The 18244-nt window shown below is 57.5% G+C and carries 14 protein-coding genes and 1 pseudogene; 9 read left to right on the plus strand and 6 right to left on the minus strand.

Annotated features, from left to right (window positions below; genetic code table 11):
* Positions 1-50: 50 nt before the first annotated feature.
* The 4 genes from ACHZCU_RS22125 (at position 51) to ACHZCU_RS22140 (ending at position 4157) form a co-directional block, all read left to right on the plus strand.
* Entirely contained in the window at positions 51-1040 is a 990-nt protein-coding gene (locus ACHZCU_RS22125; RefSeq protein ID WP_319520469.1) for a TRAP transporter substrate-binding protein, read from the plus strand.
* The gene (locus tag ACHZCU_RS22130) at positions 1037-1531 is read left to right on the plus strand and encodes a TRAP transporter small permease subunit (RefSeq protein WP_319520470.1); all 495 of its coding nucleotides are present in this window, start codon (positions 1037-1039) and stop codon (positions 1529-1531) included. Before ACHZCU_RS22125 ends, ACHZCU_RS22130 begins: the two co-directional genes overlap by 4 nt.
* Positions 1528-2790, plus strand: a complete 1263-nt coding sequence (locus ACHZCU_RS22135; RefSeq protein ID WP_319520471.1) for a TRAP transporter large permease — start codon at positions 1528-1530, stop codon at positions 2788-2790. Before ACHZCU_RS22130 ends, ACHZCU_RS22135 begins: the two co-directional genes overlap by 4 nt.
* 161 nt (positions 2791-2951) lie before the next feature.
* Complete coding sequence (locus ACHZCU_RS22140) at positions 2952-4157, plus strand: 3-hydroxybenzoate 6-monooxygenase (protein WP_319520472.1); 1206 nt, start codon at positions 2952-2954, stop codon at positions 4155-4157.
* 154 nt (positions 4158-4311) lie between these two features.
* Here ACHZCU_RS22140 and ACHZCU_RS22145 read toward each other — a convergent pair whose 3' ends face one another.
* Positions 4312-4803 carry a thiamine pyrophosphate-dependent enzyme gene (locus ACHZCU_RS22145; protein WP_319520473.1) on the minus strand — a complete coding sequence of 164 codons (492 nt, stop codon included), beginning with the start codon at positions 4801-4803 and terminating at the stop codon, positions 4312-4314.
* A 185-nt stretch (positions 4804-4988) separates the two neighbouring features.
* On the opposite strand from ACHZCU_RS22145, the pseudogene ACHZCU_RS22150 reads away from it, so the two are divergent.
* Positions 4989-5606, plus strand: a pseudogene (locus ACHZCU_RS22150) (ATP-binding cassette domain-containing protein); the annotation flags it as partial.
* A gap of 165 nt (positions 5607-5771) precedes the next feature.
* On the opposite strand, the gene ACHZCU_RS22155 reads toward ACHZCU_RS22150, so the two are convergent.
* The gene (locus ACHZCU_RS22155) at positions 5772-6077 is read right to left on the minus strand and encodes a hypothetical protein (RefSeq protein WP_319520474.1); all 306 of its coding nucleotides are present in this window, start codon (positions 6075-6077) and stop codon (positions 5772-5774) included.
* Positions 6078-6357: 280 nt separating this feature from the next.
* Between ACHZCU_RS22155 and ACHZCU_RS22160 the strand changes: the two genes are divergently transcribed.
* From ACHZCU_RS22160 to ACHZCU_RS22170, 3 genes are all read left to right on the plus strand, one after another.
* Positions 6358-7911 (plus strand): hypothetical protein, encoded by a 1554-nt coding sequence (locus ACHZCU_RS22160; protein ID WP_319520475.1) that lies wholly within the window; start codon positions 6358-6360, stop codon positions 7909-7911.
* 81 nt (positions 7912-7992) lie between these two features.
* Positions 7993-8280 (plus strand): hypothetical protein, encoded by a 288-nt coding sequence (locus tag ACHZCU_RS22165; protein WP_394706167.1) that lies wholly within the window; start codon positions 7993-7995, stop codon positions 8278-8280.
* A gap of 74 nt (positions 8281-8354) precedes the next feature.
* A complete protein-coding gene (locus ACHZCU_RS22170) occupies positions 8355-9899 on the plus strand; it encodes a hypothetical protein (protein ID WP_319520476.1) in 1545 nt (514 codons plus the stop codon).
* 327 nt (positions 9900-10226) lie between these two features.
* Here ACHZCU_RS22170 and ACHZCU_RS22175 read toward each other — a convergent pair whose 3' ends face one another.
* The 4 genes from ACHZCU_RS22175 to ACHZCU_RS22190 all read right to left on the minus strand — a co-directional run bounded on the left by ACHZCU_RS22175 (position 10227) and on the right by ACHZCU_RS22190 (position 14840).
* On the minus strand, positions 10227-11897 hold the full coding sequence (locus ACHZCU_RS22175) for an autotransporter outer membrane beta-barrel domain-containing protein (RefSeq protein ID WP_319520477.1): 1671 nt from the start codon (positions 11895-11897) through the stop codon (positions 10227-10229).
* Complete coding sequence (locus ACHZCU_RS22180; protein ID WP_319520478.1) at positions 11894-12322, minus strand: hypothetical protein; 429 nt, start codon at positions 12320-12322, stop codon at positions 11894-11896. The genes ACHZCU_RS22175 and ACHZCU_RS22180 overlap by 4 nt, the downstream gene beginning before the upstream one ends.
* Before the next feature lie 127 nt (positions 12323-12449).
* Positions 12450-12710: a hypothetical protein gene (locus tag ACHZCU_RS22185; protein ID WP_319520479.1), complete on the minus strand. Its 261-nt coding sequence runs from the start codon at positions 12708-12710 to the stop codon at positions 12450-12452.
* A gap of 228 nt (positions 12711-12938) precedes the next feature.
* On the minus strand, positions 12939-14840 hold the full coding sequence (locus ACHZCU_RS22190; protein WP_319520480.1) for a hypothetical protein: 1902 nt from the start codon (positions 14838-14840) through the stop codon (positions 12939-12941).
* 1124 nt (positions 14841-15964) lie between these two features.
* Here ACHZCU_RS22190 and ACHZCU_RS22195 point away from each other — a divergent pair.
* Positions 15965-18190: a hypothetical protein gene (locus ACHZCU_RS22195; protein WP_319520481.1), complete on the plus strand. Its 2226-nt coding sequence runs from the start codon at positions 15965-15967 to the stop codon at positions 18188-18190.
* The last annotated feature ends 54 nt before the right edge of the window (positions 18191-18244 follow it).

An 18244-nucleotide genomic window follows, 5' to 3' on the forward strand; every position in this document is an offset into this window, starting at 1 on the left:
GGGAGAGCCCGGCTTTCCGTCATCTCTCATGAAACACAGGAGGAGAAATTATGATATTCTCGAAAATCGGCTCCAGAGCCCTGCTGGCCGCGGCATGTCTTGCCGTCCTTCCGTTCGCCGCCGAGGCGCGCGAATTGCGCATCGGGCTGATCACGCCGCCGAGCCACGTCTGGACCAAGGTCGCCCAGCGCATGGCGGAAAAGCTTCCCGAAGCGACGGATGGCGACCTGACCCTTGCCGTTTTTCCGGCCGGCCAGCTTGGAACGGAACAGGAAATGTTCCAGCAGATGTCCACCGGCCTGCTTGACGCCGGGTTGATGACGGCCGCCATCACATCGCTGCGCGCCCCCTCGCTGCAGGGCTGGTTCACGCCCTATCTCTTCACCGGCGTTTCCGATGCGATCGACGCCGCTGAAACCCCTGCCGCGCAGCAGATGCTCGGTGAGCTCGACAGGGCCGGCCTGCACGGCATGGGCTACACCTTCGCCGGCATGCGCCACATTCTGATGCGCGACGAACCGGCCACCGATGTCGCCGCCCTGCAGAACAAGAAAATCCGTATCGTGCCCTTCCCGGCGATGAAGGTCTGGTGGCAGGAGGTCGGGGCCGTGCCCACGCCGGTCAATCTCACGGAAGTCTATCAGGCTCTGCAGACCGGTCTTCTCGACGGCGTCGATATCGATCTCGACGCGCTGGTCGGCCTGAAATTCCAGGAAGTCGCCCATGATCTGACGCTGACCAGCCACATGACCTTTCCGGCCGTGATGATGGTCTCGGACATGACCTGGAACAGTCTCTCGCAGGAAGACCAGGCGGCTTTCCAGAAGGTTGCCGACGAGGCGCTGGCGTGGGGATCCGAGCAGCAGATTACCGCCGAGGAAACCAACCTTGCAACGCTTGAAAACGAAATGACCGTCACTCGCCTGACCGATGGCAAACAGGCCTTCGCCAAAGCCAACGAAGCGGTCCAGGCAAGCTTCGCTCCCTATCCGCTGATCGCCGAATTCCAGGCGCAAGTTGCCGCGGAGCAGGCCAAGTGAACCTGATCGGGACACTTTCCGCCGGACTGGCCTGGCTTGAACGCTGGGCCAGCAGGGTTCTGATGGCGGGTTTTGTCGGTCTGATCACCGCGAATGTCGCCATGCGCTATCTTGTCGGTCGGCCGATCATCTTTGCCGAGGAACTCGCCGCGATCATGCTTGTCTGGCTGGCCTTTATCGCCACGTCGATCTCGATCCACACGCGCGCCCAGATCGGCGTCACGCTTCTGGTTGACATTTTTCCCCCGATGGCCCGCAAGATTGTCGATCTCGTTGTCTGGGTGCTGATCGCCTGCATGCTCGCGCTTTTGCTGAAAGCCGGCATTGCATGGGTCCGTTCGCCGGTGGTGGAATTCGAACAGATCATCACCACAGGCTGGGCCAAGGCGCCGTTCTTCACCATTTTTCCGATTTTCTGCGCCTGCGCGCTGGTACACGCCATTGACCATCTCGTCCGTGCCGCAGGCGCCCTGATGGAGCGGGCGTCATGACCGGCCTGTCCTTTCTCGTTTTGCTTCTGACCGGCATGCCGGTCGCCTTCGTGCTGATCGGCGCGACGCTGGTGTTCATCTTCATGTCGGGCCGCGAGCAGCTGATCGCGGCGATCCCGCAGATTTCCTTCGGCTCGGTGGAGAATTTCGATCTTCTGGCGATCCCGCTGTTCATCCTTCTCGGCGAGATCATGAACGAGAGCGGCCTGACGCGCCGGATCATCACCTCCGTTCGGGTGTGGATTTCGCGCCTGCCGCACAATCTCGTCATCGTCAATCTGGTCTCCAACCTGGCGCTGGCCGCGATCATGGGATCGGCCACGGCGCAGATGGCCGTGATGAGCCGCGTCGTGGTGCCGGAAATGGAACGCGACGGTTATGATCGGGGCTATGCCGCCAGCCTGACGGCCTCTGCCGGCCTTCTGGGGCCGATAATTCCGCCCTCGATGCTGTTCATCATCTTCGGCGTGATCGCGCAGGTCTCCATCGCCGACATGTTCATGGCCGGCATCGTGCCCGGCGTCACACTGTTCGTTCTGATCCTGTCGCTGGCCTTCTGGCAGGCATCCCGCAATCATACGCAGGGCGAGGCCGCCGAACGCCTGACGCTCAACCAGAAGCTGGCGGCAACGGTGCCCGGCATTGCTGCCATGTCGATCCCGCTCGTCATCGTCGGCGGCATATCCTTCGGCGTGTTCACGCCGACGGAATCGGCGGCCGCGGCCATCGTCGTCGCGCTCGTCTTCGCCGTCATCGAGTTCCGCGGCCAGACGTTCAAACGTCTCATCGCCATCATCGACCGGACCGTTGCCAATTCCGCGATCGTGCTGTTTCTCGTGGTTGCGGCCAAGATTTTCGGCTGGGTGCTGACCTTCAATCAGGTGCCGCAGCATGTCGCGGACTTCATCGTCTCCCTGACCGACAATCCGACCGTCTTCCTGCTGATCATCGTCGTCTTCCTGTTTATCGTCGGCATGTTCCTCGATGGCATTGCCGCGCTGATCATCCTGACGCCCATTCTTCTGCCGGTCGCCATCAGCCAGTACGGCATAGACCCGATCCAGTTCGGCGTGATCCTCGCCATGACGCTGGTTCTGGGCCTTTTGACGCCGCCGGTCGGAACCGGCCTTTATATCGCCGCCGCCCTTTCGAAAGTGCCGGTCATGCGGCTTTCGAAACTGGTGCTGCCCTATGTGCTGGCCACTCTGGCGGTCATTCTCGCAGTGGTGTTCATACCCTGGATGGTGCACCCGTTCTAGACGGGTTCGCCTGCGCCCCGGAAACGGGACGCGAAGCATGACGGATACCGGCACCCGCCCCGCAATGGCCTGATCGAGGCCGGGGGCGTCCCGGTCACAAACCAGTAACGTATTTCAGAATGTCCGGAGCGCGGCTCCGCGGCAAACGGAGGAGTATTGCCATGTCAACCACACCAGACCTTCCCATCCTGATTGCCGGCGGCGGGATCGGCGGCCTTGCCGCCGCCATCGGACTGGCCCAGAAAGGGCTGAAATCCATCGTCATGGAGCGCGCGGCGAAACTCGGCGAGATCGGCGCGGGTATCCAGCTCGGCCCCAATGCCTTCCACGCCTTCGATTATCTCGGCGTTGGCGATGCCGCCCGCGAAATCGCCGTCTATATCGACAATCTGCGCCTGATGGACGCCATCGACGGAACCGAGATCACCCGTATTCCGCTTGACGATGCCTTCCGTGCGCGCTTCAAAAATCCCTATGCGGTCATCCATCGCGGCGATCTGCATGCCGTCTTCCTCAAGGCCTGCGAGGCACATCCGCTGGTCTCGCTGCGCACCAGCGCCGAGGTCGTGGACTACGAACAGGACGGGACGACCGTCACGGCGACCCTGAAGGACGGAGAACGCGTGACCGGCTCGCTGCTGATTGGCGCGGACGGCCTGTGGTCGAATGTGCGCAAGAAGGTGGTTGGTGATGGCGCGCCGCGGGTATCGGGCCATACCACCTATCGCTCCGTGATCCAGACAAAGGACATGCCGGAAGACCTGCGCTGGAACGCGGCAACGCTCTGGGCCGGACCGAAATGTCATATCGTCCATTATCCACTGCGCGGCTGGGAACTGTTCAATCTGGTCGTCACCTACCACAATGACGCGCCGTCGCCGGAAGCCGGCGTGCCGGTCTCCCATGATGAGGTCCGCAAGGGTTTCGAACATGTCGCGCCCGTCGCCCGCGAGATCATCGAGCGCGGTGAGAGCTGGAAGCGCTGGGTGCTGTGCGACCGCGATCCGGTCGACAACTGGATCGACGGCCGCGTCGTCCTGCTCGGCGATGCCGCCCACCCGACGATGCAGTATTTCGCGCAAGGGGCCTGCATGGCGATGGAGGACGCCGTGGCGCTCGCCCATATCCTGGGCGACGGCGATGACGATACCGATATCGCGCTGAAACGCTACCAGGACCTGCGCAATCTGCGCACCGCCCGCGTCCAGCTGCAATCGCGCGAAATCGGCCAGCACATCTACCACCCCGGCGGCGCCCACGCGGCCCTGCGCAACACCATCATGCGCGCGAAATCCCCCACCGACTGGTACGACACCGTCGCCTGGCTCTACGGCTCGACGGGCCTTGAAGGCGCGGTCGGCGCCTGAGCGTGCCTTCCGCTTCCGGTACCTGATGAAGCGGCAGTTGGGGGGGCTTGAGATCGCGTGAAGAGGTACTGAAAGAGCGGGCCGGACAGAACCCGCTCTTTTCTTCATCCTCTTCCAGTCCGACCTGTCGCGATGACCTTTTCGGTTCCGCTGTTCAATCGTCCTGCGGCACGGCGTAGGTGTCGACGGTGTTGATCGATGCCATGATGTCCTGATAGCGATCCGCCTTGCTGACCGAAGCGATGATGACGGAGACGCCGGATGTCGTCAGTGATTTTTCCAGCGCTGCCTCGAAGGCATCGAGCGTGTCGACGGAAGACGCTGTCGTCCCGATCGAAGCGGCGATGCCGGGATAGTCGAACGCCTTGAATTCGGAGGCGATCACGCGGCCGCGCTGGCCGTTATAGACCCAGCCCAGCACGGTGTTGTCGAGAACGACGACCGTCAGGTCGAGGCCGAGTTCGACGGCGGAAACCAGCGAATGCAGCGACATGGTGAAGCCGCCGTCGCCGAGAACCGCGACGGCGCGGCGGCCGGGAAAGTGAAGGGCAGCCGCCATGGCCGAGGGAATGGCGTAGCCCATGCCGCCGCCGCCGTTCGGCTGCAGCACGGTTCCGCCCTTCTTGGACTGGAAGTCACGCAGCACGCCGGCATCGGCGGGAAAAGTCCATGAGATTGTAGCGGTTCGACATCGATCTGGACGAGCCGCTGCTTCTTTAGGTTGATCAGTTCGGGATGGACATTGGCGGTGTCGGTCGCGCCGAGTTTGGTTCCCACCGCAATCACGAGATCGGCGCCGCCGATAATGCCGGCGGCAAGCGGGTCGTTTTGGGCCGGACGGAAACGATGAAGATCGTCGCCGGCGCACTGAAGCGCAATCTCCTGCACGGCGGCGACATAAGGTTCGATGGCAAGCTCGTGCGCTACCGGGTGCCCTCGCAGGCCGTGAAAGACGGCATTGCCTATGTGACCGAGGACCGCAAGCTCAACGGTTTCTTCGAAATGATGTCGATCGACGAGAACATCTATCTCGGATGGCTAGCCAAGGCCAAGGCCGCGATAAGCCATCATTCGACCGAAACCCGCGTTGCTGCCGAATGGCTGAAGCGGCTCAATATCCGCGCGATCAACCGCGATGCGCGGGTGAACGAGCTTTCCGGCGGCAACCAGCAGAAGGTGGTGATCGGCAAGTCGCTGACGCAGAAGCCCAAGCTGGTGATTTTCGATGAACCGACGCGCGGCGTCGATGTCGGGGCGATCGCCGAGATACATGCCTTCATCCGCCAGCTGGCTGACGAGGGCGTGGCGGTCGTGGTCATTTCCTCCTATCTTCCCGAAGTCATGGCGCTGGGCGATCGCATTCTGGTCGTGCGTCAGGGCCGCGTCGTGGAAGAACTTTCGGGCGAGGAGGCCACGGAAGAGAAGATCATGTTCGCCGCCGTGCACTGACGGCCTTGCCGTGCACTTTTTATGACGGGGCACTTCCTCCTGATGTACAGAACCCGTTCTGTCTAAAATCATTCGACGACCGGCAAGCCTCACCGCCATGTGTTCTTCGGACAAAGACGCGCACTTGACTGGAGGATCTAGACCTTTGAAGGCGTCGTGGAATCCTCATTTTTGCCACGTGAAGTTGCTCCTGGCGCATCGGGTTATCGAAAAACCGGACTCCACTTTTTCGCCCGATGCTCTAGCGCAGTTTTTTTGAACTCTTCCTGTTCTGCCCTCTTTTCTTCTGACATCGTTCACGCTGACCTTCAGCGGCATCCCTTTCTCGACAGCAAAGCTGGTCATCTCGCGCAGCAAGTCGGCATCGTTACTTTTCTCAAGGTGAGAGCGCAGGTTCCGTATGCCGTCGATTAGCTTTCCATCAGGTTGGTCTCCGATAAACCAACCCGATCGGAAAATGCTGATGAGCACCGATTAGTTGCCGCATCATGCTGTGAGACCCGATACAGCATGGCCAGGCCTCGCTTCGGTCAGTGCGGACAGATCCATGAAACCGTCAAGGGGTCTGCACCGCCCAGCTCAACAATTACAGACCCTGACCCTAAAACGCAGGCAACTGCAATACAGGTTTACGTGACAAATCCAATGGTAATATTTGCTAGTAATATTATGAATCATATTTTTTGTATTATTATTTGTAATATATATTTTTATAATTTGTCGTGATATGAGTAAATAAATTGAAAATTAAATGATTAACGAGGAAATAATAGGTTTTGTTGATATGACTACAAGTAATAAAAGCGGGGCGCATAGCGGGACCGACCACGACGCCGAAGCGTCGAGCCCGAGTTGGAGTTCACCTTCCACGGTTTCGACAATGGCGACCGATTGCGGACCGCGCTGCGCCCGCATTGATGGCGTCGACTGGGTCGTCTGGAAGGGGAAATCAGACAATTATCTCTGGTACACCATCGGGAGCGACGGACAATGGAGCATACCAAACGGTCTTGGCATCCAGACCAGTTCCTCGCCCGCGATCGCAGCCTATAACGGTCTGGTTTACGTATTCTGGAGAGATGCTTCAGATGACTATATTTACTATGCGACGTATGATGGGCACAGCTGGACCCATGTACCAGGGTATCGAGTACCTGGATCCACCACGACAGCAGGCCCGGCAGCCGCAAGCTTCGACGGCAAGCTTTATCTGGCGTGGAGTGCGAGTAGTAAAGACTTGTGTACTTTGTCCAGGTTCGATGGGTCTGACTGGTACGGTCCGCAGTTTAATGGTTACGTTATCCAGGCTGGCCCGGCTCTCGCCGTTGGCCAGAACTTACTTTTGTACAGCTATTGTCAAACTATAAATGGAATCGGGATTGCACGACAGGTCGATAACAGGGGCACAACAGTGCCCAGCGCGCAGAGTGATGACGGTCCAGCACTGGCAAGCGACAGCGAAAATCTGTGGGTGATGTGGAAGGACTTCAATAGCGGGAACTTGATGACATCGACTATTTCAGATACTCAACTGATACAGCCGTCGTCGCCATCAGCAACCGCATCGGGAATGAGTACGCCCTATTCACCGGGCATGTGTGGGGATTCGACCGGTCTGCGATGTGTGTGGGCCGACGTAGAGAACTTTACCGTCAAGACGAGTACTCGTGCTCCCGTTCAACCAATGCCGCCAACACCACCGACGCCGAGGCCAATACCACCGAGGCCAACACCGACGCCAACGCCAACCACTGATCGCCCGGTTCCGCCGCAAATTAATGGCGCAGACCAAAATACTATATCGGGTGTTACGGCGTACAACTATTACGTGACCATAACTGTCACCTCCAGTGAGGGTGATCAGCTCACGAATACTCAAACACAGGCCAAGTCCGACGGCAGTTGGGCCTGCACGCTCGATTACACCTTGACCCAGGGCATGACAATTAAGGCTGTTACCTCCGAGGATAAAGACAGCCCCGCATCCGGTGCTTATGTCAAAGTGATCGGCCAGTTTCAAACTAGCCCGCTGAGGATCACCAGCGTTGAAACGGGTCAGGTTTCAGGTGTGGCGCCGGAGACCGGACAGGTCATCAAGGCCTGGCGGCAAAGCGATGGGGCGCTGATGGTCCTTTACCCGGTGCCAGCGGCATCACCGACGTCCGACGGGAAAACATTTACTGCCCCCTATGTCAGGGACATGAAACTGAACGCCGGCGACCTGCTTTGTGTCGTCTCGCAATTCCCGAAGGACGGAACCATGACCCCGTTCAACAGGCAATATGAGGGCTATTCAAGCCCTTGAGCCGGCATTTCGTTTATCCTGCCTGTGCCGGAACGGGTGCGGGCAGGATGGCGGAAATCGCGTGCCCGCGCGATAAAAGGCGTGAGATGGTCAGCCCTTGGCGCTGCCGCGGCCGTTGATCCGGAGAAGGCTCAAACGCCACAGCACACCGGCGCCTTCGCGTGGGGCGGAGCGTGCGGCAACCGCTGGCTTGTCGGCCCTGTCGAGAAGCTCGGCGTGGTTGTCCTCACCAACATGTCGGTCAACGCATTAAATATCGGATTCTTGGACCGAAGCCGTTCGTCGCTATCGTTCACCAGTAATAAACTCCTTATCAAAGTAAAAAATAACGAATTATCTTTAAAATACTTTAATTGTGATATGGGGTAAATTTTTTATTAATGGTAAAATTGCATTAAATGAATAATATTTAAAAATACTATAACACGGAGAGGGTATGTGAAATGAGTACAAGTAATAAAGGCGGTCCAAATAGCGGCGCGGGCCGCGATGTCGACGATTCGACCCCGAGCTGGTCTCCAATCACCACGGTCGCGGAGTCGGGGACACGTTGCACACCAAGTTGCACCCGCTTTAACGGCACCGACTGGGCCGTCTGGCGGGCAACCTCAGACGGTGCTATCTGGTATAGCACGAACAACGGTAGTGGCTGGAGTGCGGCAGTCGGGTTGGATGTTGATAATTTCTCGACCAACATCGCGCCGGCGATCACGGAACATAACGGCACGCTTTACCTGTTCTGGATCACGCCCGGGCCGAACCGTGTTTATTATGGAACTTATGATGGATCCGAATGGGTCACGAGTTCAGGGCACTATATCCCGGGATCCGACTCGATAGATGGCCCGGCAGCCGTAAGCTGGAACGGCACGCTTTATGTAGCGTGGAATTCAAGTGATAACAACACTTTACGCTATTCCTGGCTCGTAGACCAGGGCTGGTATAAGCCGCAGACGACCAGTTATTGGCTCCGGGACGGGCCGGCTCTGGGCGTATTCGACAATACGCTTTATGGCGCTATTTGCAGTTCCTCCAACGGGGGGCTCTCTCCGCTACTATATGCCAATGGTATCTGGATCAATGCGGGTTCGGTGCCCGGCGGGCAGACTTATAACACGCCCGCACTGGCAAGCGACGGCGACAAACTGTTGCTGATGTGGGCGGACTATTATACCGGGAACTTGATGAAATCGACACTTGCAGATGCCGGGAGCGGCACCTGGACGCCGGCGGCAGGAACGCCATCGGGGATGACGACAAACTATTCACCGGCCCTCTGCGGGGATTCAACAGGCTTTCGGGCTGTTTGGTCAGGCAAAAAGACTTACGTCCAGACGAGTACTCTTGCTTCCAGCCAGCCCACGCCACCAGTACCACCGACGCCGACGCCCACGCCGCCGCCGCCACCGCCACCGCCACCGCCGCCGCCAACCACAGATCGCCCGATCCCGCCGCAAATTACTGGCGCAGACCAAAATACTATATCGGGTGTTACGGCGTACAGCTATTACGTGACCATAACTGTCACCTCTAGCGCAGGTGAACAGCTCACGAATGTTCAAACGCAGGCCGAGGCCACCGGCAGTTGGGCCTACACGCTCGATTACACCTTGACCCAGGGCATGACAATTAAGGCTGTTACCTCCGAGGATAAAGACAGCCCCGCATCCGGTGCTTATGTCAAAGTGATCGGCCAGTTTCAAACTAGCCCGCTGAGGATCACCAGCGTTGAAACGGGTCAGGTTTCAGGTGTGGCGCCGGAGACCGGACAGGTCATCAAGGCCTGGCGGCAAAGCGATGGGGCGCTGATGGTCCTTTACCCGGTGCCAGCGGCATCACCGACGTCCGACGGGAAAACATTTACTGCCCCCTATGTCAGGGACATGAAACTGAACGCCGGCGACCTGCTTTGTGTCGTCTCGCAATTCCCGAAGGACGGAACCATGACCCCGTTCAACAGGCAATATGAAGGCTATTCAAGCCCTTGAGCCGGCATTTCGTTTATCCTGCCTGTGCCGGAACGGGTGCGGGCAGGATGGTGCCATCCTGTCATGCGTATGGCGGGTGGTATAGATCCGGGGCGTATACGGCTCTGTTCGGCTTGGCGACAGAACGAGGGCGTTTCAGACTGAAATGGAATCGTTCCGCTGAGGCGTCTCGGAAAACGGGACAGATATATATCCCCGTCTTCCCTTAAACATTGCTCAAAAACCATCGTCCCAGATCACCAAACCCGTCGAGAAACTCGACGAGTTTGGCTGCTGTCCGGGGCGGAATATTTGCCCCCGGCTTTTCCTGTTTGATCCTCGAAAGGCCTACCACTTCACCCGGAAACCGAGATTGCCGCCGTAGGAGTAGGAGCCGCCGCTGAGGCCGGTGGCGGCGGTGACTTCGCCGTAGACGCCGTAGTTGACGTTGTTGGTGTCGGTCCAGTCATAGGTTCCGCCGATGCCGATCTCCCCGGTCCAGCCATCAAGTTCTGACGACGCCTCGAAGGTCTGCTCGATCACCGCTTTCGTTTCTCCCATGAACTCATGGTAGAGGTTGGCGATACCGTAGACATTGCCGCGACGGGCCAAACCGCTTGCATCTGTTGCCAGGAATTCCTTTTCCACAGCCAGTCCAAGGCGAGCCTTCAAGCTGTCGCCATTGTCGAAGCTCGCATCGTCATTGTAAGCGCCGGTGAAGCTGTCGATGGAAACGGACGACCAGGCAAGCTGCCCCTGCGGCGTCAGGATAAGGTCATTATTGTCCAGCAGGAATTGCTGTCCAGCTTCTACGGAGAGCGCGTATCCAAAGGCGTCGGAGCCTTCGACGCCCTTGTAGAGATCATCTGCCTTCAGCTCGCTCGTGTACCAAGTCGCCTGGGCCTGGCCATCGGTATAGAACCCGTTGTCGCCATACCATGTCAGCGTGCCGCCGAAGCCATAGCCGTCCGGATGGACCTTGCTGTCGCCATAGACCGAGTCGAATTTGGCCTCGCCGTTGCGATAGTGCGCTGTCAGGCCGCCAACCAGAGAACCCGGTCCCTCGTCGTAGAACAGGCCATCCACGCCCGCCTGAACTTCGAAGGTGGAGAGGTCGTATTTGTAGCCTGTCGTCGAACTCGACGGATCGAGATGCGAGAAGCTGCCGCTGACACGGCCCCAGACATTTTGCAGAGACGGCACAGACTGCTTGAGCGGTATCAGCACCGCGGTCTGGCTTCCCTCCCGGTAGATTTCGGGCTTGCCAGTGCTGTCGCCAGGCAGCACGCTTTCAACGACTTCTGGTTGCGTTTGCGAATAGTAACCCGGGTCCTTCGGCGTCAGCACCGGCGCCGGCGGAGGAACAACCACTTCCTTGCCGAGCCAGGCCCGCTTGCCGACGCGCTGACGCATGGTCGGAAGCCTGTTCATGTCCAAGAGCGCCGACTGATAGCCCTCATAAAGTGGTACGAAAGGCTGAATCTGGTGCTGTGGAGACGGCCCCGGCCCCGGTCCCGGAGTACCGGTCGCCGAAAGGTAGACCCCCGGCGGATAGCCGTTGCCGGGATCGCCTTCAAGGCTGTAGACCAGACCATAGGCATAGATACCGGATGCCGTCATATCCTTCTTGTCGAGCTTGAACTCGTTCTTATCTATGTTCGTCGCCGTTGTCGTATCGACGATGAGAACGGCGCCGGGATTGCCGGTCGAGCCGATGTCGGCGATCTCCAGCTGCGTGACGCCGCCGAGATCCTTCCCGACGGTCAGCACGTCCGCCTTCAGATCACCGAAGTCGACGTCAAGGCCAAGCCTGCCACCATCACTGGTGTAATCGCCTTCGACGATGAAATTACCGCCATAGGCGCCATCCTGCATCGTCAGCAGGCCCTTGTTGGACAGGTTGCCGGAAAGGGTGAAGACCTGACCATTGCCTGCTCCGCCGGTCACGCTCGAACCGGCGAGCATGTAGAGGTCGCCCATGCCGTTGGCGTTGCCGCCGTCATAGCCGTCGAGCGTCATACCGTCATCGATGAACTTGATCGCGACATTTTCGTTGACGGTGAACTGTTCCCAATTGTTGATGTTGCGACCGGCAACGCTGTCGTTAATGGCCGCGAAGGTGACGTGGTCGACGTCGGATTTGATTTGGTTTTCCGGAGCGCCGCCATCCTCGCCGCCATCCAGTATAGCGGCTGCGAAATTGCAGAACCGGGCACGTAGATCGTGGCCGTATCATTGCCGCCCTGGCCGTAGAATCCGCTGTTGAGCGTGCCCCCGGACCAGATGAAGTTGTCGGCGCCCTGATTGGCGGCCGGCGTCTCCGACGGATCGAAATCGCCGTAAATGTCACCCGTCCAGGACCCGCCCGCAGCGTGAAGGTGGAGTTGCCGCCAGCCCATCATCGCCGCCGAACCGGTGACGGTCCCCCAGGTGGTGAGGTTCATATTAGTGCCTGCCTGATCGTCGGCGTTGTAGAAAGCGTGCTGGCCGGCCGAGCCGGAAGCATCGATGACCAGGCCGCCGCCGAAGGTGATCGTGGCCTGGGTCGCCGCCTGACCGGCGCTCCAGCGCTCAGCAAACCGACCGCTGCCTTGGCATTGCTGTCGCGGTGATCTTTACGGCATCGAGCGAAACTTTGGTCGCGCCGCCCTGACTGTAGGCGCTGACGCCGAATGCCTCGGAGCCGGAGACGTTGATTGTGTTGGCGAAGGCATTGTTGCTCGTCGTCACGCTCGCCGTGCCAGACCCAAGCGCTTCGGCATACAGGCCGTAGGAACTGTCGCCGGACACGGTAGATGGCCGCTCTGATAGTGATCTCGGCGTTACCGGCATTGCTGCGTCCTGATTGGTCACGTAATGCCGTGGGAATTGTCGCCGCTGGTCTGTAGCGTCGCGACATCGCCTTTGAAGGTTGCGGAGCCGCCCTGTGAAGCCACAAGGTAAACACCGTGCGCGCCCTGGCCCGAAGTGGTGATATTGCTTCCGTTCACCTCTTCACCGGAAAAGGTTGCGGTCACATCGCCTTTGCCATCGTTTTGCGCGTAGATGGCGTGAGAAGCATCACCGGTGGTGGTGACGTCCGCACTCGCCGTGACTGTGATATCCGACGTATTGCTCGCATTGTCGAGCAGGGCGGCCGCGCCGAAGGAACCAGCCCCGCTCGTTTTTGAACGTGCCGGCCGAAACCCACAGGTCAATGGAGCCGGATCCATTGGAATAGGCATAGCCGCCGTGAGCGCCGTCTCCCGAGGTCGAGAGCTCCTGTCCGCTTGCCGATCCGTCATTCTGAAGCAGCATGCTGATATTGCCGGCGCCGCCAGTCGTAGCGTATACGCCATGCGCGCCATCGCCGAGGGTGGTCAACGTGCCTTGATAGTAATTGGTGGTCACGTCGCTATCAACTGCCGTTGCCGCCATGCCCATGGAGCCGGCGCCTTCGGTCGCGATCGTACCGCCCTGGAACCCGGCGTAAGCAGTTCCCCCGGATAGGGTGGCTTCTGCGAGAATGCCATATGCGTTTGCACCATAGGTATTAATGGTTAGCGGTATATTCTCCTTGCTGACAAAGGCATAAGCTTGACTCCCCGCGGCATTGTTGGTGGTGGCGTAGACGGCGTGAGAACCTGTTCCCTTGGTCGGATCTCCTGAATCTCCGGTCGTCACTGATCCGCCGTGAAAGTAGATGTTTGCCTTGTTGGTGTTGTCACCAGCCCTGATCTGAGCATAGAGGCCGTAGGCGTTGTCGCCTTTTGTTGTTACCGTTCCCGCGCTCATATCGATATGTGCCTGGTCCGAACCTGCCATTCTCACCATAACAGCGTGGCTTCCGTCTCCTTCGGTTGTTACGGTGCCACCGTCGATGTCGGCATAGGCCTGCCCTGCGGAGTCACCATAGGCGTAAACGCCCGCGGCTGACGCCCCCGTAGTCGTAACCGTTCCACCTTGCAGGTTTACGGTCGATGTGCTGGTCACGGTGCTGTCGACAGGGGCTATGATCGACTGAAGTGCGTTGGCGTAGTCGCCTGAAGTTGTAACGTTCCCGGATTGCATCGTGACAGAGGCATTCCCGCTGCCGTCATTCATGGCAACTACGGCCGATCCGGTGCCATCCCTTCCGTCAGCGCCAGTGGCAAGAGCGTCCCCGGTGGTCGAGATTGACATGTCGGACACGTTGACCGTGGCAGCGCTCGATCCTCCGGCCAAAGCATAGGCAGCGGCGGAGTTATCCGCATTTATTGTAATCGAGCCACCCGATACGGTGACGGTGGCTGCTTTTTGAAACGAGACCGCCCAGAGACCAGCCTGTTTCGAAGCGCCGATGCCGGCATTCCCCGTGATCGTGCCACCCGTCATTTTGATTGTTGAGGAACCGCTGCTCGTGTTATTCAATAAAGCGCCAACTGATAGCTCGCCGCCAAAGTCGATCGTGCCGCCCGACATATCGAATTCGTAATCGGCAGAGGGGGCGGAGGTGTAGGTGCCAATGTAGACCCCACCGGTCTGGTAGCCTGTTGACTTGAGTGTCCCGCTGTCCAGTTCAGCACTGACCTTGCCGCCATATGAGGTGCCCGATAGATCGACTTGGACCGCCGTGCGATATTGTGAATCGATTAGGCCTGTGCTGGCCGGACTGGTTATCGTCCCTGTCCCCGTATCGACCTTCACATCGATCGTGCCGCTTCCCGAACCGCTTGGCGTGATGTTTACGCCATCCGTTACGCTGGTGTTGTCGACGACAGAAAGCTCCAGATTGGTGACGCCTGTGTAGGTGATGCCCGAAGTATAGGGCCCACTATCGCAGGTCACGGTCGTCCCCGATCCGCATTCATTGTCGGCATAAGCTGCACCGGCCGGAAGACTGGCGGCAAGCGCTGCTGCGATAATCGTCCGGGCGGAAACGGACGATGCCATCGAAGCGTGCCTTTGTCCAAGGCGGGTCAGGTTTCTGTTATATGTCAACATTCCGTTTCTCCTGAATGTTCGTCGAATTTATATTTCAACAATCTCCTTTCTTGGTTAATAACTGTTTAATTGTCCTATTTATACATTAATTATACTTAAGTTAATTAGCGTATTATATATTATTACTTTAATTTAATATCTGTTTTTATTTGATAAAATCGCGTTGCAATTAGGCTTTGATGAAAAATAGACAGTGTTTTGCCCTGCATAAGCGGGTTTGGCCGGTTGGCTGAAAAGCTCTGGTTTGTCGATTGAGAGTGTTTGATCAGGTGATGTGCCCCAGAGAGGGGCGATCCGTCCAGCGGACCTGCATATCGAGAGAACAATAGTCAAAGTTGCTGATTGAAGAAACGCAACCATTTGCTCTCGTGCATAGGAGGCGCCCGCAGCGGAGCGCGGAGCAGCGCTGAGATCTGCTGGCGACAGGTGAATTGCGCCATCCGCTGCCGCCTGCAATCGAGCACGATCACGCAGCCGGTCACTCGAAGGTTACATTTACGCCGCCGACGGGGTGGCGCCTCTGCTGCCTTGTTTGCGCAGTGGTCTCCTCTTCATGCGTGGAACCAGAGAAAGTCCTGCCAACTGGTGGGGTCAGCGGGTTCAAAACCTGAAGATGTCGATGACAACCGAAGGCGCAGGTGAAGCAGGTTGACAGATTGCTGCGCATGGTCCGGACGGCGTCATTCGGGAGGCGGGGTTTTATTTTTGGAGACGATGTCTCCTATGCATTATATTCCGTAGTAAAATCAATGCCATGTTTGAATTTTCACGATCACAATGCGCCTCGACGGAAACCATATCCAGACTGGCCATCTCGCATGCGTACAGTAATAAATCACTGATAACGTGTAATATTGAATTTATATAATTTTATTTTTAAAAATAATTCAGGTTGAGATCGTAATTCATTGTTTAAATTAAATATTTATCATATTTATATAGAAGTATTAGTCAGAAATAATTCGCATATTTCTACGATCTTTAAACGAGTAAACTCGACAAGTATACTTAAAGTTGTATTTTAATATAGACAACCATAGGTATATATCGTTACTCTGTAGCTACGCCGGTCCTCGCGCCGCCGTTGAGAATTTTCAAACAGGATAATTATACGGAGATCCGATATGAGTATGGAAGACATGGACAATGCGTCCACCATTGCAGGGCCGGACAGGCCTCTTTTTCCTGAAGTGAATTTCACTGCTTCAACAGCAACATTCAGCGGGACGGCAAAGCCCGGCTTGACGATCAAGCTGAGCAGCAATGTCGACGGGCAGGCCGCCTCGGTTACCGTCGGCAAGGACGGCAAGTGGAAGATCATTCTGGGCGAAGCGGAGCGCTGGTACACGATCTTCAAAATCTGGGCCTTTGACAGCGAAAGCGGTCAGGAATCCGATAAGGTACAGTTCACCCGCGGCGGCTACAATCCGAAGCTGGAAGATGTTTATGTCGGCGAAACCGCGGCTTGCGGCCATGCGCCGAAGGGCAGCGACATTGCCATTTACGCTTCGAACGGCAAACTGTTCGCGCGTGCGAAGGCAATGTTCGGCCGCGGTTTCTGGCGCGTCAAGTTTCTCGAGGAGAACATGCCGAAGGCAGGGGACCGCGTTTGCGTCATTGCGAAACATCCCAACGGCAATACATCCATGCCGCATTTCACCGAGGTGCACGCATTTTCGGTCTGGGAGGCCAGTAATTATCAATTTTCGGGCTCCGGCGCCCGGCCCGGCGATCTGATCCAGCTGCTTGAGGAAGAAAGCGGCGCGATGATCGAGACGGTTGAAGCCAACGATGATGGCAAATGGACCCTCAAACTTGCCAATCAGCTCGAATCCGATGCGCTCACGCGAATTCAGCGCATCCATAAGAATGGTACGGTTTCCCGCGGGCCGGGCAGAATCTATCTGACTTCAGGTACCGTGGCGCCCGTAATCCTCGGCCTCACATATGACAGAATCTGGGGCACCGGGCTACCTTACGGGAAGATTACATTTATGGTTTTTCCCAAGAACAGTCATACGCCGGTTTCAGGTACGTTCGCAAACGCGACCGCTGATGCGAACGGCAATTGGAGCGCTCCACCGCCGATGACCCCTCAGCCCGGCTACACTTTCACGGCGTCGCAGCAACCCGCCGGATATGGTGGCCCGATGTCCAATTATCACTCCGGCATCGAATATGGCACTCCGCTCCCTGTCCCGCCTCTGGTCGGCGGTCTTGAAAATGGGCAGTACAAAGGTTTTGCCAGCTCAGGCAGTATCGTGCTCATTTCAACCCCGCAAGATGGGGTTCAGCTCTATATAAACACAGATTATGACGGTTCGTTCTATTTTCCCGATCCGACCGCTTACGGTATACCCGCCAACGACACTGTTCTTTTCAACGTCGCCGAAGCAGCAACTGAATATAACACGCCCTGGGCGGTGACTTCACCTTTCACAGGAAGAAGTCAAAGTTCAGTGATCACCGTCGATACACCGGTCATCACCACTGCTGAAACCACTCTGTTTGCGGGCACAGAGGCAACGTTGCCGACAACAGTGGAGATCTACGACGATAGCACTGGACAAGGTGTCATAAACCCCGAGATGACTGTCCAGCAAGATCATAGCTGGAACTCAAATAGCTCCAAGATCCAGGAAACGGTCCAGAACGGGCAAAAGGTCTATGCTCAAGCGACCTACTCGGACCCGTCAATCTCGGGCGGGTTGGGGCCGACCTCACAGCCATCCGACCCTGCCATTGTCGGCATGCCCCAAGGCAATACCAAGAAGCCGCTCCCGCCGCAAATCACCAGCTGCGACGGTACATCGATCTATGGTGTGTCTCAGATCAACACCTATGTCTACCTGCACTATGTAGACAGCTATGATAATCAGCAGAAGGACCCGCCCAAAATCGGCGTTACGGCACCGCCAGGCTCGCAGAGCAAAACAAACTGGACATACAGTCTACCCGGGCACCCTCTTTCCGGGGGAAGCAAGGTGTGGGCGACCGCAGAATTTGCCGGCTCTTCGAACCAATCGGACACATATTATCGTTCAGTCGGGGACAAGAATGGCGGACCGCTTTATGTTGACGAAGTCCATACCAACTACGTCAAGGGCAGGGCAGGAAGAGCAGGACTGTGGATCCTGGCGTGGCGCACCAGTGACGGCATGCAGCTCGTCAGTCAGCAAACATCGGGCTCTAGTGAAAAATACAAGTTCTATTACGAGAATAACTTGACCCTGGATGAAAACGACCAGCTCAATGTCGTTTCGGCCCTCGCCCCAGAGGGGAACTTCGGGCCCTTCAACCGTCAGGACGAGGGATACATAAATCCCCAAGAACCGCCAGACGAGGCGTAGGCGGAAGGTGGAGCAACGGCAGTCTTCTGCTGCCGTTGTGGCCCTGCGCACCGA

The organism is uncultured Martelella sp., from assembly GCF_963677965.2.
GTDB classification, from domain to species: domain Bacteria; phylum Pseudomonadota; class Alphaproteobacteria; order Rhizobiales; family Rhizobiaceae; genus Martelella; species Martelella mangrovi.